Source organism: SAR324 cluster bacterium (assembly GCA_015232315.1).
GTDB lineage: Bacteria > SAR324 > SAR324 > SAR324 > NAC60-12 > JADFZZ01.
The window spans coordinates 1-16,675 of record JADFZZ010000055.1 but is presented as its reverse complement, the minus strand read 5'-3'; the positions used below and the strand labels follow the sequence as shown (position 1 = coordinate 16,675).

Here is a 16,675-nt window from a genome sequence, read left to right as displayed (position 1 = left end):
CGAAAAATATTTTTGAAACATGATTGGAACTCAAGAAAAATTGTTGGGCGACCCTCACAAGGGTATTTTCTAAACCAAATTTTTCACCAATCAAACATTGCTTATGGCTATTCTCGGACAGCCTCCTCGTACTGATGAGTATATTTTTTCACAGACAGAGTCTAAATCGAAGTGTGAAATAAAAAACTTTTCTGATTAAACCGGATCAAATGAGAACCAGAAAACCATTTGCAATACACACTTTGAAGGAGAAAACATGATGAAAAAATGGATTGGGGGCATTTTTGTGCTGATTGTGTTTGCGTTGATGGGCCCAAGGGTTGAAGTGAATACAGCGGTCCCGCCCGTGAATCTTCCAGATGATATTGATCAATGGCTTCAGAATACAGAATCACAGATTCCACTGCTACGCCGGGGCGCAGACAAAAAAATTGTATGGCTCGACCCGGTTAAAAAAAATAAAACACCATTTTCTGTCGTTTATCTTCATGGCTTCAGTGCCAACCGTCAGGAAATCGTTCCTGTGATGGACGAAGTCGCCAGCAAACTTTCAGCAAATCTGTTTTATACCAGGCTCACGGGCCATGGACAATATGCCGAAGCCATGAAGCATGTAACAGTGAATGACTGGCTCCGTGATGTGGAAGAAGCGTTGGCGATTGGCAACCGGATCGGGGATCGTGTTATTCTGGCCGGTGTTTCAACCGGGGCGGCTCTGGCAACGTGGGCCGCGCTACAGCATGCGCAGGATCATGACATTGCGGCTCTTGTGCTGATTTCTCCCAATTTTTGGCCTGCGGCTCCAGGGGCTGGAATCATTTTATGGCCGTGGGGACCTGTGATCAATCGACTGGTTTCCGGGCCTTATCGGGTTTGGGATCCGATCAATGAGGCACAAGCACAAAACTGGACGTATGCCCAGCATACCAATATTTCACAAACAGTGATGGGATTTGTCGGATTGCTCAAGGCTCAGGATTTCACAAAAATACAGCAACCTGTACTGCTCATTCATTCAGACTTTGACCAGGTTGTCAGTGTGGATACCATTCTTAAAAGATATGAACAAATAGGGTCTGCCTATAAAAAAAGAATGACCATTAATAATTCAGGAGATCGTTGGCATCATGTACTCGCCGGGAATATTCTTTCTCCTCAAACCAACCAGATCACGATTGATATGATTCTTGAATTTCTTCAACCGTTACGTCAAACAGAAAACTCAACTCAATGAATTCCGGAGTTGAGTTTCACTGTTTTTTCAGAAGAGTTCTGCCGGAAATGATTTCGGACCTGAACCGTTCTGTATTCCCGGATAAGTCACTCATGTTTTCCACGGAAAGGTAAAGATTGGAGCGAATCCAGTCCATCTCCGCAGGCAGGGATACTCCAAACAATCCGGGATCATCACTACCAATCACAACAGGAACGTTCCGTTCCAAAAAACGTTTCAACGGATGCCTGAGTGGCGTTTGAATGTTGCCAATCCGCATGTTGGAAGTTGGACATGATTCCACACAGACCTGATGGGACTTCAAATAGTCCATCACAAAATCCTGCCGTTTCTTACAGGCATCCACACGGTTGGCATCATAAACACATTCGATATATTGCCCGGACATTTCTTGCAGTTTTTTACGTTCAGACTGTAAATGATCCCGGTCAATCATAATTCCGAGCTGTGTCAATTCCTGAAAATATTTCAAATCATAGTCGATCTGATCCATGCGTTCTGCCACTGTTTCCCGTGAGGTTTGCCCCTGATACAACTCAGGATTGATTCCCAGAGCAAGGGCGTGCCCCAGTCGATGTGCCCCCAGTTCTGCTGATTCATGAATCCAGCGGATGGCGCTTTCCAGGCTTTTATCACCAAAAGATTCTCCCACATGATACAGAATGGCTAGGGCCTGTTCAGACTTTTTCCGGTTATCATCCAGAATTTTCTGAAACAGTAGCCGCTGGTTTTTAGGTGGAAAACCTTCTTCAATGAAGCAAAAATCAACGCTGGTTGTGATGTAAGCCACGGTGTGATCTGCCTGCATCAATGCACGTAACCATTGATAATGGATCGGCCCCGATTCTGTTCGGGGTAAACTCAATGAAAATCGCGGTTCAAAAGCATTGGACGTAGACTCCTCATACCTGGCCATTTCGTGACAGATCGTCTGTACTAACTGATTGAACAGCAATTGATCCACCCAGGGAGGAAATAACATGCGGTATTCCACATGAATCAATTTTTCTGCATGGTGGTTCTTGCAGATTTTCCTGACCAGCCATCCTGCTTCTTCAGGATCTCTAAGGCTGGCGATGGCAATGATCAGGTTGAATTTGGCCTGAAATTGAGAGAAATCGCCATTCTCTGTTATCAGATACACCTTACGAAACTCCTCAAAACCCTGATTTTGTGGCAAAGACAGAAGTTGTCCCATGTCAGGTCTGAATTGAAAAGCCTGTTCAAAGCCATTTTCAAAAAATTGCCAGGAAATATTTTGTTTTGAACGCGCCAGTTCATAAAGTATGTCGGATGTCAGACATCCATAAAGATGAACGTGCAGATCTGAATAGGACATAGTTCTCAATCTCACAGGATAATTTGTTGCTGATCATCCGGAAAATTCAATGAGTGACAGACGGGATAGTGATCCTGCTGTCTAAGCGCGGAACATCGCAGAGTAAAGACAGTTTTTCCAAGAAGACGATGTGACAGGTTTAAGGAAATGGAGGGCAAGGGCTGTTGTGATGTGGGAGAAAGATGGTTTGCGGGAAATTCCTGAAACGCGGAATTTCCCGGAGCTATTACTCGTCTGACAGATTGATGCGTTCCAAAAACCAGAGAAAGAGAATAACTGGTCCGCCTATGGTTAAAATCAAGGTGAGTGTTTCTTGCATAAGCCTCTCGAATAAGTCAATAATTCAGACCTGTCTGCCAAACCAGATGACTCGTCCGAGAATCTGGAAGGCTTCGGTCTCATGTTTCGCAATAATAAATTCTTTATACGCCCGGTTGTCGCTGATGATGTGTACCTGGCCGTTGTGTCCACGTTGAACACGCTTTGCCATCAACACGTCATCCATTCTCACCACATAAATTCCATCCCTGAGAACCTGGTTTTGATGTAAATCTACCAGAAGAAGATCACCTTCCCTGATCGTTGGCTCCATGCTGTCCCCCTGCACGGTCAGCAGTGCAAGTCCCATTGGATCGACTCTAAGATCTGATTGAATCCATCCCCGTTTGAACGCTAGATAATCGACAATATGTTCACTGTTGATCACAGAGCCATAGCCCGCACTGGCTTTTACATTATATCGTGGAACAAAGACAAAGTCGTCGGCTTCTTCAGACGCTTTTGAATCCATGAACATTTTTCCATGTTCGGATAGCAACCACTGAATATTCACACCATAGGTTTCCGTCAAAAACAGTAAATAATCATAGGTTGGTTTGCTTCGTCCTTTGCATATATCCGTGATTTGTCCAGGCGTCTTGCCTGTCTTTCTGGCAAAATCACTTTTATTACCGTCGGCACATGACTGAATAATTTGCTGAAAACGTTTTTCAAAAGTCATAGATTTGAACAATAGAAAATGTTTACAGAATATTGTGAATGACTGAAACAGAAATTACGGTAATACCTAAATACGTCAAGATATTTCTCAATAAAAATGATTAATGTTATAATTAAAACTTAATAACTTTGATGAAAATTACGTTATAACGTAACCGTTGCGTAAAGTTAAGCATGTTTTCCTTGTGTATGATTAATCTGTTTTGACGTTGAACTTGTTCTAGACAATACTTTTGATTTATGTCATAGGGCAAACAGTGTCCTATTGACAGCAATCCATGATCACCTATAAATTACAGACAATTATGAATGATTTACCCGCCGGGAATGAAGACCCTGTTGTTCAACACATTTTTGAAACGATGGATCCTGAAATCAGACAATCGCTGACAGAGGCTCAGAGTGCCGGACTCAGACAGGCGTTGCTAAATTTCTGGAAAAGCGGAGGGACTCATCTGGTGGATATTCGCACAGTGATTCCATTCACCAAAGTGTACCTTGTCTTTCTGATGGGACACGACCGCCGATTTGCCCAAAAGGGCAGTTCGTGTCCAAGACACAATGTGCCTGTTACAAAAAAACATTTATCCACTCTGGTCGTGGTGATGTTGATTCTCGGATTTTTATTATTGGCGGCCAATCTTGTGTTACTGATTCCCTCAGTTTATAAACTGATTGCGTTTCCAGGTGGGCTATAACGCTTATCTTCCTTAAATTTCATCAAAACAGGATTTATGAAAACCAAGTTTCTGCTCATTGTTTTTCCCTTGCTGTTGTTACTTTCCGCTTTAGGAATTCACCTGATTGAAGGTACAGGTAACAGCTCCTATGCCAGCTTTTTTAACAGTGTCTGGTGGACTGTTGTGACTTTCACAACAGTCGGTTACGGGGATATGTATCCGGCTACGGAAGCGGGGAAACTGTTCGGGATATTTGTGCTGGTTACTGGCGTTCTGATCAACTCAGTGGTCATTTCTCTGGTATCAAACTGGTTTTTTGCCTTTCAATCTGGAAGGCAAAAAGGATTAACACCAATCAAAACCAAAGATCATATTCTGATTTGCTCGGACAACCCGGAATTTATTCGTTCCATCATCAAGGAATATGAACTGGAACAAGAATTCAATGTGGTTCTGATATCTCCGTTGCCTCAGTCCCCATTGATTGGAACCAAATTTGAAGAAATACCATGGATCAATGGCAAATCGTTTCATACTGATATTCTCAAAAAAGCCTCAGCCAGTGAGGCTCAGATTGCCTATATTTCATTTCAGGATGACAGCCAGACTGTCATGACGGTGATGCAACTGGAAAATCTGACGCAGGGACGGATCGTTTCCATGGCTCAATACTCCGACAAAGACTATCGCACTCATATGGAACATGTAGGATGTGATTATGCGCTCAACACCTATGATATTTATATTCCGCTGATGGTCCAGTCGTTCACTGACCAGGGATCACCTACATGGATCAGGGAACTGGTCATCAATCATCCCAACACGCCCAGTATTAAAAAGCAGTTGCTGGATGAAAAATCAGCGTCACAAACCTGGATTGACTATGTGCTCCATACCAAAAAAAATACAGGCAGTATGCCCCTGGCACTGGTGAATAACCAGACTCGGGTGCATGTGAATCCCCCGTCAAATACAGTGCTGAAGCCAGGCGATCATGTGTTGACGCTGGTTCCACCATCAAATCGACCTTCTGCGGATAGTATCAAAGATGCCATCAGAACTTCCGGTCTGGACGAAATTTCAAGAATTGGACATATCCTTATCTGTTCTGATGAGCTTCAATTCATCAAACGGCTGATCATGGAACTGGAAATAGCAGGCATCAAGGAGGAAATTGTTGTTCTGTCGGAGCATCCTGAATGGGTTCATTCCGAAACACGCCTTAATCTCAGGTGGGTACAGGCCTCTTCTTTTTCAGAAGAAGGCTTTAAACTGGCACAGGCTTATCAGGCCAGAATTGCCCTGATCGATCATCAGGAAGACAGCCATACGCTCATGGCTGTTCTTCGCCTGGAACGAGTCACCGGCGGCAGTATTTTCACTGTTGCCAGTTTCCGGGAGCATGGCTTCAATCACAGGTTGATGGAAGTCGGGTGTGACTTTTGTATCAGTGTCGACGAACTGGTTGCCCCCATCCTCAAAAATAACTCTATCCACTTTGGTATCGGCGACCTGGTGGAACACATCATTTCACAAGATCACAATACGGAAAGTTTATGTGTCCGCAAACTCAGTGCCAAATGGCAAACCAAAACATGGATTGATGCCATCACAGAACTCAACCGGGACTATGGATTTTTGCCTGCCGGTCTGATTCGTAAAGGTGAACCGATGATGCTGGTCAATCCCCAAATTGATGTTCCTGTAGCACCTGGGGATTTTCTGTTGTTTCTTGTGCGGAACGATCTGGAAACGGATCTTCCAATTTTTGAAAAAACACCATGGACCTTTGACCAGCCAACCCCGACGGGAGACTATCAGATTCCTGAAACAATCACCAAGCTCATTGAGCAGGCTGAGCAGGGAATTCCGAACGCACAATACAATCTGGGATTAAGCTACGCGAAAGGTAAAGGTATTCCTCAAGATATGAACAAAGCCTTTGAATGGTTTTCTAAAGCGGCTACACAAGGACAGGCACAGGCGATGTATAATCTGGGTGTCCTTTATATTCAGGGAGAAGGTACGCCGATCAACGCCAAACTCGGTTATGAATGGATTGATCGTGCCGCCAGCAAAGGACATCTGCTCGCACAACGAAAAATTGAAACCCTGCGTGAGTTAAAAAGTCCCTGGAATGAAGCAGGTCAGCAAAGCCCGACCGCGCCTAATCTGGCACTTCTTGGCAAACTCAATGAAGCACAGAAAACATGGTTTATCAGTGCCTTCATCAAAATGATCATGATTGATGGAAAAATTGATCTGTATGAAAAACAGTACCTACGTTCCATAATTGAAAATATTGGTCTGGCAGATCAACGAAGCAAGTTGGAAAACGCGGTGTTACTGGGTAACGAAATCAAGCTTTTCCCCTTGGACGGGCTTGATAAAGAGACCCAGGAAATGCTGTTGCAGGAACTGATCAATGTCGCGATTATTGACAGAAACTTTTCTGAGGATGAAAAACGACTGATGAAAGAAATTGGACAACTGTTGAACGCCTCAGATGAGCTCATCGCTCAGATGATTCAGTCAGGTATTCAGTCTGTTTCACAATTTGGCAAATGACAGGAGATTTGATGAGCAAGTCAGAAAATCAGAAAAATAAAAAGGAGATGCTGGAAGTAAATGAGGATTTGCAGGATTCTCCCAACAAAATCAAAAAGAAAGAGTATGAAGACGCATTGCAGAATCTTTATGTGGAACTCGTCAAACTGCAATACTGGGTGAAACAGCAGGGCTTGAAAGTTGTGGTTCTGTTTGAAGGACGCGACGCCGCGGGGAAAGGTGGAACCATCAAACGTCTGACAGAACCGCTGAATCCCAGGGGTTGTCGGGTTGTCGCTCTTGGAACACCTTCTGATCGTGAAAAAACACAGTGGTATTTCCAGCGCTATGTCGAACATTTGCCCGGTGCTGGCGAAATTGTTATCTTTGATCGAAGCTGGTATAACAGGGCTGGTGTAGAACGAGTGATGGGATTTTGTTCTGATCTGGAATATCGGGAATTTTTAAGATCGTGTCCTGAATTTGAACGGATGCTTGTCCGCTCAGGAATTATCCTGCTCAAATACTGGTTTTCGGTCAGTGATGAAGAACAGGAAAAACGCTTTCAGGAACGAGCCGCCAATCCATTAAAACGTTGGAAATTGAGTCCGATGGATCTCGAATCACGAGATAAATGGGAGGATTATTCCAAGGCCAAGGATGAAATGTTTTTTTATACCGATATAAAGGAAGCACCCTGGTATGTTGTGGAATCCGATGATAAAAGAATGGCGCGACTGAGTTGCATCAGTCATGTCCTGAACACCATCCGGTACAAGGATATCATGCCGCAACCCATTGAATTGCCCAAACGTGTCGCCAGCACAGGGACCTATCAGCGTCCGCCCAAGGATCAACAGAACATGGTCCCCTACTACACGGCTCCTAAACGCCGCAGAAAAGAAGACTGAGGTGCGTCACATGCTGTTGAACAAGGCCTCAATATCATCCTGAGATAAATCATCCGGGAGTTCGTCCGTTTCGGCCTCGCTCCCGGTTTGTTTTTCCTCCTCAAAACTCTGTTGCTGTAATTCATACAACTGTCCAAACTCAGCAATGAGGTCTAAATGATTTGTTCCAAGCAGATCCGCGGATTCACCATTGATTTTCCTGATGGTTTTCAGCATCTGTACAATTCTTCTATTTGCCTGACTGACGGCATTGATACAGTGTTTGCAGAATAAAAACATGACATAGGCCAGACTGAAACGGTTTGAAACCCATTTCCGCTTTGTTAACACCTGGCTGAAGCCCAGCGGATCAATAGACTCCCTTGAAATCAGGCTATCCAGAAATTCAGGCAACCTCATGTGGTCACTGACCAATCCTGTTGCTTCAATGTCCTGATACAACTGCTTGAGAAAATTGGAAAGCGTCAAAATTTCAGGCAAAGGATTATTGATTTCCAGAGACAACTCATCCCAGTTCTCCTCTAACGTTGCATATTTCAGCAATTGAGAAATATTTGTATCCATCTTGTCAATGGTTCCCAGGGTTCGTTCCCTGAGCAGATGCATGTACAGTTCCCTTAGTTTGTGTGATTTTTCTTTGGCTGACAGGGATGTTGTCAGGGTTGCAAACCATTCCGCAGGTAAATTCTCCGTAAAAAGTGGTTGCGTTTCTGCGATGAAATGCTGGATTGGGGCAATTGTGGTTCGGTATTGTTTCCAGAAATCAAAATGATCTCTAACCCATGAAATGGTCTGTTTATAGCGGTATTCTTCCCATTCCAGGGTTTCCAGTCTATGGATAAGCACAAAGGAAAACATGGTATAAAAATCAATATTCTGTTGGTATAATGGATCTTCCACCTGACGTTCCGCAGATTCATAGCCACCAATGATATCTGGAAGAAATGCCATATCCAGGGACATTAGAAACGTTGATCCATCGCTTTCGATAGAGGCTCCACGGGGATCTGCCAGGAGACTGCGCTCACCAAACAAGGTAAAAGGCTGTTTCATGGTGTCAACCAGACTTTCCTTATCCGCATCTTTGAAAAGCACATTCAGCTTCCCATTGAGTAAAATAAAGATTCTCTGATCAAAGGATCCCTGTTTTATGATTCGTTCTCTGTCTTTTGCGTGTATTAAGGTGGCATAATCAAACAAAACTCCCAGGGTTTCATCGGGGGCCTTTGCAAACAGTGGTATCCGATGAATCAATCCAAGAAATTGCTCTCGAAATTGAGGAATCGTATTCTTCAGATAATTTGAAACAGGAACCTGACTCATAATCGTTCAATCAAGCTGTTTTTTTGTTAGAAAATCGATAAATCTTTGTATTTTAAGGCTCGTCCTGTATTTAGAGCTTTATTTTTTTTCACAAAAATTTAACAAAAGGATTCTTTTTTAGCAGAGAATTTTTATACCCTGTTGTATTTGGCACATCAATGCGTCAAATTTCCCCCATGAACGATCTTTAATTTTGCATTGATATTCTGCTAATGATTAACACATCCTGTGCCAAAACACAGCCTTGATGAGTGATTCAGTCAATTTTTAAGTCCATTAATTACCAGAACAGAAAAAATTACAGAGAATACTGTAATTATCCGTAGCTAAATAATGTTGATGAGGAGAAATTATGACGGCTGGAACCAAACAAGTTACTACGATTATTCTTGCTGGTGGACAAGGGTCAAGACTATACCCGTTAACACAGCAACGGTCAAAACCGGCAGTCCCTATCGCGGGGAAATTCAGGTTGATTGATGTACCCATTTCCAACTGTATCCATGCGAATATCCGCAATATGTGGATTATTACGCAATTCACGTCTGAATCGTTGCACCGGCACATTTTTTCTGCCTACCAGATGGATCCTTTCACGAAAGGATTTATCTCAATTCTGGCGGCCTCCCAGACTATTGACAGTAAAGACTGGTATGAAGGGACGGCTGACGCTGTCAGGAAAAATCTGAGATATTTTGAAAGTGCCCATGATACCATCATGATTCTGTCAGGAGACCACCTGTACCGGATGGATTATTCCGAATACATTGATTTCCACTGGAAGCATGACGCGGATATCACGGTAAGCGTCATCCCCATGCCCGCCTACAGAGTTCCAGAACTGGGGGTATTGAAAATGGACGAAAATCTCAAAATCGTTGATTTCTATGAAAAACCCAATGATCCTGAAATCATTAGAAGTTTCGAGATACCCGATGCTGTCCGTCAGAAAACGCCCAACTTGACTCCAGCCCAGACACACATGGCATCCATGGGGATTTATTTATTTAAAAAAGATGTGCTGTTCAGTTTACTGGAGGCGAACAATGATCATGATTTTGGCAAACAGATTATCCCCAAATCGATCCATCAGAAAAAAGTCTTCGCCTACTCGTTCGATGGCTATTGGGAAGATATCGGAACCATCAAATCTTTTTTTGATGTTCACATTTCGTTGACTCAGCATGTGCCTGATTTCAATTTTTATGATGAGGAAAAACCCATTTATACCCATGGCAGATTCCTGGCGGGTGCTAAAATCAATGAAGCCAAAGTCGATTGCTCGATCATTTCAGAAGGTTCAATCATTGATCCCTCGTATATCAGACATTGTGTGATCGGGCTTAGATCAGTCATTCACACCGGTTGTCATCTTGAATATGTCATCATGATGGGGGCGGATTTCTATGAAGATCCAATGGCCCAAAATATTTCCTCCGGTCGTCCACGCATTGGAATTGGCGAGAATACGACTGTTAAAAACGCGATTCTGGATAAAAATGTCCGGATTGGCCGCAACGTAAAACTCCTCAACAAAGACAATGTGGTTGAAGCGGACCTTACGGATTGTTACATTCGTGAAGGCATAATCGTTATTCCCAAGGGAGCTTCGATTCCTGATGGATTCTCAGTGTAATGAGTGTTGTTCAGTTTTGACTTTTCATAGGCTTGTGCCAGATGCGCTGGGATATTAATCAGTATTATCCGTTCTTTGAAATAGGACCATCCGCGTCGCAGATCATAACACGGATCCTGACTTCATATCCGTTGACCCGGGCCTGTGTCGAAAGTCTGGGCCAACGGTTGTTGCAGCGTCTGGAGTTTGGTTTTTTTTCGGAAAACAAGGAAATTATCCTGCAGGGGGACACGGGCAAAGACATATTCCTTCTTTGTGAAGGAATGGTTGATGTGCTCGTGAATGGCACACTGGTTGTTCAGATGAGCGCTCCTGTTCTTCTGGGGGATAAAGCCCTGGTCGAGCCTAAATCACAACGGGCCGCGACGATCCAGATTTCTGCTGAAACCACCAGCCTGTTTATTAAAATCCCCATGGGTTTTTTCCTTCGGGATATGAAAAACCCTGCCATCCCTGATGACAGCTTTTCCCAGGAAACTACAATATTTTGTCAATTATTTCGCGGTATTCAGGACAGACTTTTTGAATATCAGCACCTTCAGGAAAGTCTCTGGAAAGAAGCAAACACCAGTCTGAATGTCGCAAATGGAGTAGTCATCACCAAATTGCTGGAAAACCGAAAAGACATGAATTGGCCTGATAGTGTCTGGGAACAGGTTAGAAAGGTGTTGGCTGACGAAGTTGGCCTGAAATGGCCGGCAAATATTCCTCTCAATTCACAAACCATTATTGAAGGGTTACTCAAGTTTCTCGATAAAAAGTTTCCACGTGAGGCGTTCAAGGGCAAGGAAACGGATTATGTCATGAAGAAAAAACTGCTATGGAGCACCTGGATGAACTGGATCAGTAATGATGTTCTCAAGGTACTTCCCGCACAATATATTCCGGTACAAATCGGTGAATTGGAATTATTTGATCCCCAGATATACCATCAGCGTCTCAAAAAATTGTTGACGGCTCTTGAATCCCGGTTCTCTGAAAAAAAATCTGCCGAAACCACGTCCTTCATGGGAATTAAAGTAGAAATTGAAAAAGACACCACGCACCCTGCAATAGACACTTTTTTTGGCACTCCTGAAAATCCCTATGAATTCCAACTGGAAAGCTACATCCATTCCTTTGAGGAAAATTTTACCCTCAAATTTCCCAAGCGTACTGTGGCGCAGATTGCCCAGCGAGTCGCAATGATTGCGGCTGAGTGTGAAAATCAGTTCAATGCGTCAATCGTAAAAATGCAAAAATTTCTGGAAAGCGCAAAACAACGTTTTTCCATCGAACAAGCTCATGAAGCAGAGCCAACATCCTCACAAAAAAATGTCAAAAAATTACTGGCAATGATCCCTTTGATTCATCGGAGTTTTGCAAGTTATGAAAAAAAGTTCAATAAACTGCCGACCAAGAATGATAAAATCCGGGTTGTTTTGGGGCTCACACCAACGATTCGGGATTTGATCACCAGCACTGCGATCAAACAAAGTCGGGCTGAGATTTCAAAGGCCTTTGAATTGATATTCGGATATCTTGGGATGGTAGATGTCAAGTTGCCCCCCCTGATTATCCAGAAATTTTTTGTCATCAAGTGCCTCCATGAACAAACGCTGGAATCCCTTGAATTGAAAAAATATTACTGGATTCCCATATCGCCGGGAGTCAGTCTGGAATTTGATGGTGGAACTATGGATGAGATCTGCCAGGGATTCATGTTTGGCGGATCTGTCTGGGATGGTCAGAAGCATGAGGGGCGTCATGAGTTCAGAATCAAACTCCCCCTTGCCCATGGAGCCTTCGCCCAAACACAGTTTTTTTTGATACTGGCAATCGCTGCCGAGGATTTACCCTGGTTCTCTGGAAAACAAGCGGCTTACAAGATCACTGAACAGGAAGAGGCCGCAATCATGCAGTGGTTCATCAATCGCCATTTGGAAGTGCTTCATCTGCTTGTCCAGCAACGGGATGAAATTTATGCCAGGTGGTATGAGTTCCATCAACTGGAAGCCTTTGAAGTTCGCTTGAAAACATTTGAAGAAACACCCAAGGCTTTTGATCCACTGGAGCAAAGAAAAATACGTGATTTTCTGCAATTTACCCTGAATCAGGAGATTCCACAGAGTGACATCCTGTATTCAGATCAACTGTCAAAGAAAATCATGGGATATGTTCTGGTGAACACCAAAAAAGAATACCCCGGACTGGCGCCGGAGGAAATCAGTAACAAGGCCTATACTCGCTGGAAGAAAATCATTGCGGGTATCGTTGAAATCATTCAACAACTGGAGCAACGCCAGCAAACCAATCAGGAAAATTCGCCAAAGCCATTCTGGGATATGATTGCAGGGGAAATGGATCAGGTTCTGGAAACCTATCTGAACGAGAATCACAAGGGACTAACCCTTTCTCTCAAAGCAACTAATCCAGTGCTTGATTTTCAGCTTATTCTCTCAAAATATCCGGGAACCAATCCCAGAGAAAAGTTGCTTTTGTTTCAACTCTGCAATGCCATTCTGGAAAACTATGTGTTCAAAGTCATGGAAGAGTTGCATACCTATAAGGCTAAACTGACCACTGTAGACCAGACCCGCTCCGCGCCTGAAGTTTCCACAGACATTGAAGTCCAGGTTCGTGCTGAATATCTGCAAAAGCTCCTCGAATTGTTGAAAACTCCTACAGAGTGACAGCTTCACCTGAATTTTCATTCAAAGAATTCAGCAAGGTAGCGTAAATTCCCTGTTGATCCACCAGTTCCTCATGAGTTCCACGTTCCTGAATCAGCCCGTCTCGCATGACCAGAATCAGATCAGAATGACGGATTGTGCTCAATCGATGGGCAATGGCAATCACTGTTTTTTCTTCAAACACACGATCAATCGCCTTTTCTATCAGATGTTCTGTCACAGAATCAACCGAACTTGTCGCTTCATCCAGGATAAACAATTCGCTGTCATTGGCAATGGCTCTGGCAAAACTCAGCAATTGAGTCTGGCCTGACGAAAGATTTTTTCCATTCTCCAGAATTCGGTAGTCATATTTTTCTGGAAACTGTTCAATGAAACTGTTCGCAAACACATATTGTGCGGCATTCCGAATTTTTTCCGCTGTGATCTGTGGCCGACCCAGTCCAATATTGAAGGCAATGGTTTCATCAAACAGAAAATTATCCTGCTGCATCATCGAAATGATTTCAAACAGGCTGGATTGTGGAATTTGTGAAAGCTCGATTCCATTCAACGTGATGCTTCCTTCATAGTTTTTATACATTCTGGTGATCAGACGAATGATCGTTGATTTTCCTGAGCCTGTAGAACCGACCAGTGCGATACGCTGTCCTTTCCGGATAGAAAATGAAATTCCTTTCAGGACCCATGGACCTTCTGGTGTGTATCGAAATTTCACATTTTCAAATTTCAATTCTTCAAATTTTCTGATTTTTGCAAGAATCTCACTGGAGAGGCTGGTTTCATGGTCATCAGGCAACTCATCAAACAAGACATCAATGTGTTCCAGGGATGCCATGGAACGTTGAAGCACTGAAATTTGCTGGGTGAATTCACGGATAGGGACAAAAATTCGGTTGAGCGTGTTGATGAATCCCACCAGAACCCCTACCGTCAACGCATTATCCAGAATTTCCCGTGTTCCATACCAGATGATGAGTGCCATGGTGATCGAGGTGATGCCTTCCACCACAGAAAACAAACTCGCTTCATAAAAGTTGGACCACGATTGGGCATGCAAAAATTCCCCGGTTTTATGTCTGAATTTTTGTTTGACAATCGGCTCAGCCGCATAGAGTTGAATTGTTTTAATGCCGCGTAAACATTCCTGAAGATAGCCTGTCCCTTCAGCCAGTGCTTCCCGGCTCAAATTGTAATAATTTCTAAGTTTTGCTCTGAGAAATCTGCTCGTAAAATAAATTGGGGGCAACAACAGGAAAATCACCAGACTCAGTTGCCAACTCCAGTAAAGCAACAATGAAAACAGGGCAATGGTCTTGATCGCATCGGTAAAAATGGAAAGCACGCCAACTGCCAGCGATTCCCCCAGGGATTCCATGTCACTGGTCACACGAGTCAGCGCAACGCCAACCGGAGTTTTATCATAAAAACTTCGTGGAAGGAGTAGAAGGTGTTTGAACAGATCACGCCGCATGGCAAATATCGCCAGTTGACCGGCTTTTTGAAGGGACCATGTGTAAAACGCATCCGCAAGATATCCCAATATCACCGATCCCGCCAGAATCAGGATCATCAGGGAAAGCCCATTCAGATCATTTTTTAACAGATAATCATCAATAATCTGTTGAATCAGCCAGGGCGTCAACAACGTGCCGCCTATCGAAAACGGGATCGAAATAATTCCGATTAAAACCCATTTCCAATAGGGACGAACATATCGCATGAAGCGCTGGATCAGTTTCCAGTCGCTTCGCGATACCTTGGGAGTGTTCGAACGGTTCATTGATTTTTTACCAGTAGATTCCTGACATGGGCCAATTGAACACAGGTGACAAACACATTCATGGCGGGCTCAATTTCTTTCAGAGAGGGAAAAGACGGAGCAATACGGATATTTTTATCCTGAGGGTCTTTCATATAGGGATAGGTAGATCCTGCCGGAGTGAGTTTCACACCAGCCTCTGCGGACAGTTTGACGACTTCTTTGGCCAGACCGGGAATATCAAATGACACAAAGTAACCTCCGGTGGGAATTGTCCATGTGGCAATCCCCTTTCCGCCCAGTTCCTGCTCCAGAATTTTCAGCACCATCTCAAATTTTGGTTTCAGAATGGCGGCATGTTGTTTCATCAGTGCGGTCACATCGTTCATATCCTTGATCATCCGCAAATGACGCAACTGGTTCACCTTGTCTGGACCAATCGTGATCGCGGTCAAGCGTTTTTTAAAATGTTTCAGAATTTCTTCGGAGGCTCCCAGAAATGAAATCCCTGCACCGGCAAAGGTGATTTTGGAAGTGGAGGCAGTGATCACAATGGAATTTTCGGTACCGTTTTTTCGGGCGTGTTCCATCAAATTGGCCAGCTCGGGAACATTGTCACCAAAATCATGCACAGCATAAGCGTTATCCCACATGACGACAAACGCTGATCCCGCGATTTTCGCGAGTTTTGCAATGCGTTCCACCACCGCGTCGGAATAGATATGTCCGGTTGGATTGGAATGTTTGGGCACACACCACATTCCCTTGATAGAGGGGTCGTTGCGGACCAACTTTTCAATGGCATCCATATCGGGGCCATCGTCTTTCAATTCAACGGAAATCATTTCAATTCCCAGATCTTCACAGATAGTGAAATGGCGGTCATAACCGGGAACATTACAGATAAATTTGGGACGTACTGAGCCTTCATTCCAGGCCGAACCTTTTCCCAGTGGTCCCCAGAAATGGGCATGCATCATGAACTGGTACATCAGGGTCAAACTGCTGTTACCACCAATCACGACTTCTGCCGGTTTGACACCCATCATTTGTCCCGCAAGTGCTTTCATTTCAGGCAAACCATCAAGTCCACCATAATTTCGGGTGTCCGTGCCATCTCCAGATTTGTAATTGCCCTGAAGTAAGCCATCGAGTCCATTGGATAGATCAAGCTGTTGTCCGGCTGGTTTTCCCCGGGTAAGATCCAGATTCAATCCGGCTTTTTTATACTGTTCAAATTTAGTTGAGAGTTCCTGTTCCAGTGCTGTCAACTGTTCCCTTGTCATGATGTCGCTCCTTTCTCTGGTAAGCATAAAAAACGGTTGGAAACAAATTCTGAGAAACGGTGCTAACCTTGCCTGTTTATTGTCATTTGGCAAGATGAAATCTCAGGCACTGAGATTCCTTTCTGATAACTTCACAGCAGCCATAAGCACCTCAAAATTTTTTCGAGCTGTGCAGGTGATTTGAATATGTTGTAGAACAGGAATACACTGGATTTTGCGTTATTTTCCCCCAAAAAGAACCTTTTGATGCGAGAATCCTATGTCCAATTATGAAATCAAGATCCAG

The 16,675-nt window shown here is 43.8% G+C and carries 11 protein-coding genes; 6 read left to right on the top strand and 5 right to left on the bottom strand.

Going from position 1 to position 16,675, the window contains the following annotated elements:
- Positions 1-256 precede the first annotated feature (256 nt).
- Positions 257-1,234 (top strand): alpha/beta fold hydrolase, encoded by a 978-nt coding sequence (locus tag HQM11_20545; GenBank protein ID MBF0353428.1) that lies wholly within the window; start codon positions 257-259, stop codon positions 1,232-1,234.
- Positions 1,235-1,250: 16 nt separating this feature from the next.
- Here the strand turns inward: HQM11_20545 and HQM11_20540 are convergent, their stop codons facing one another.
- Together HQM11_20540 and HQM11_20535 are read right to left on the bottom strand one after the other, a co-directional pair.
- A complete protein-coding gene (locus HQM11_20540) occupies positions 1,251-2,573 on the bottom strand; it encodes a hypothetical protein (GenBank protein MBF0353427.1) in 1,323 nt (440 codons plus the stop codon).
- A gap of 343 nt (positions 2,574-2,916) precedes the next feature.
- Positions 2,917-3,573: a helix-turn-helix transcriptional regulator gene (locus HQM11_20535; protein MBF0353426.1), complete on the bottom strand. Its 657-nt coding sequence runs from the start codon at positions 3,571-3,573 to the stop codon at positions 2,917-2,919.
- A 304-nt stretch (positions 3,574-3,877) separates the two neighbouring features.
- On the opposite strand from HQM11_20535, the gene HQM11_20530 reads away from it, so the two are divergent.
- Genes HQM11_20530 through ppk2 form a run of 3 tightly spaced genes read left to right on the top strand, consistent with a single transcriptional unit; the run spans position 3,878 to position 7,710 of the window.
- Positions 3,878-4,270 (top strand): hypothetical protein, encoded by a 393-nt coding sequence (locus HQM11_20530; protein MBF0353425.1) that lies wholly within the window; start codon positions 3,878-3,880, stop codon positions 4,268-4,270.
- 36 nt (positions 4,271-4,306) lie between these two features.
- Entirely contained in the window at positions 4,307-6,820 is a 2,514-nt protein-coding gene (locus HQM11_20525) for an SEL1-like repeat protein (GenBank protein MBF0353424.1), read from the top strand.
- The gene (gene ppk2, locus HQM11_20520; protein MBF0353423.1) at positions 6,817-7,710 is read left to right on the top strand and encodes a polyphosphate kinase 2; all 894 of its coding nucleotides are present in this window, start codon (positions 6,817-6,819) and stop codon (positions 7,708-7,710) included. The genes HQM11_20525 and ppk2 overlap by 4 nt, the downstream gene beginning before the upstream one ends.
- Before the next feature lie 6 nt (positions 7,711-7,716).
- On the opposite strand, the gene HQM11_20515 is transcribed toward ppk2, so the two are convergent.
- Complete coding sequence (locus HQM11_20515) at positions 7,717-9,033, bottom strand: cyclic nucleotide-binding domain-containing protein (protein ID MBF0353422.1); 1,317 nt, start codon at positions 9,031-9,033, stop codon at positions 7,717-7,719.
- Between the two features lie 352 nt (positions 9,034-9,385).
- On the opposite strand from HQM11_20515, the gene HQM11_20510 reads away from it, so the two are divergent.
- Both HQM11_20510 and HQM11_20505 read left to right on the top strand, forming a co-directional pair.
- Positions 9,386-10,669 (top strand): glucose-1-phosphate adenylyltransferase, encoded by a 1,284-nt coding sequence (locus HQM11_20510; protein MBF0353421.1) that lies wholly within the window; start codon positions 9,386-9,388, stop codon positions 10,667-10,669.
- A gap of 41 nt (positions 10,670-10,710) precedes the next feature.
- On the top strand, positions 10,711-13,341 hold the full coding sequence (locus tag HQM11_20505; GenBank protein ID MBF0353420.1) for a cyclic nucleotide-binding domain-containing protein: 2,631 nt from the start codon (positions 10,711-10,713) through the stop codon (positions 13,339-13,341).
- Here HQM11_20505 and HQM11_20500 read toward each other — a convergent pair.
- Both HQM11_20500 and HQM11_20495 read right to left on the bottom strand, forming a co-directional pair.
- Positions 13,331-15,124 (bottom strand): ABC transporter ATP-binding protein, encoded by a 1,794-nt coding sequence (locus HQM11_20500; protein MBF0353419.1) that lies wholly within the window; start codon positions 15,122-15,124, stop codon positions 13,331-13,333. The genes HQM11_20505 and HQM11_20500 overlap by 11 nt on opposite strands.
- Positions 15,121-16,389 (bottom strand): aminotransferase class I/II-fold pyridoxal phosphate-dependent enzyme, encoded by a 1,269-nt coding sequence (locus tag HQM11_20495; GenBank protein MBF0353418.1) that lies wholly within the window; start codon positions 16,387-16,389, stop codon positions 15,121-15,123. Before HQM11_20495 ends, HQM11_20500 begins: the two co-directional genes overlap by 4 nt.
- Positions 16,390-16,675 lie beyond the last annotated feature (286 nt).

Bases quoted from the DNA above. Each gene is read 5' to 3' on its own strand.
- HQM11_20545 (MBF0353428.1), top strand. From the start codon at position 257: ATGATGAAAAAATGGATTGGGGGCATTTTTGTGCTGATTGTGTTTGCG.
- HQM11_20540 (MBF0353427.1), bottom strand. From the start codon at position 2,573: ATGTCCTATTCAGATCTGCACGTTCATCTTTATGGATGTCTGACATCC.
- HQM11_20535 (MBF0353426.1), bottom strand. From the start codon at position 3,573: ATGACTTTTGAAAAACGTTTTCAGCAAATTATTCAGTCATGTGCCGAC.
- HQM11_20530 (MBF0353425.1), top strand. From the start codon at position 3,878: ATGAATGATTTACCCGCCGGGAATGAAGACCCTGTTGTTCAACACATT.
- HQM11_20525 (MBF0353424.1), top strand. From the start codon at position 4,307: ATGAAAACCAAGTTTCTGCTCATTGTTTTTCCCTTGCTGTTGTTACTT.
- ppk2 (MBF0353423.1), top strand. From the start codon at position 6,817: ATGACAGGAGATTTGATGAGCAAGTCAGAAAATCAGAAAAATAAAAAG.
- HQM11_20515 (MBF0353422.1), bottom strand. From the start codon at position 9,033: ATGAGTCAGGTTCCTGTTTCAAATTATCTGAAGAATACGATTCCTCAA.
- HQM11_20510 (MBF0353421.1), top strand. From the start codon at position 9,386: ATGACGGCTGGAACCAAACAAGTTACTACGATTATTCTTGCTGGTGGA.
- HQM11_20505 (MBF0353420.1), top strand. From the start codon at position 10,711: ATGCGCTGGGATATTAATCAGTATTATCCGTTCTTTGAAATAGGACCA.
- HQM11_20500 (MBF0353419.1), bottom strand. From the start codon at position 15,124: ATGAACCGTTCGAACACTCCCAAGGTATCGCGAAGCGACTGGAAACTG.
- HQM11_20495 (MBF0353418.1), bottom strand. From the start codon at position 16,389: ATGACAAGGGAACAGTTGACAGCACTGGAACAGGAACTCTCAACTAAA.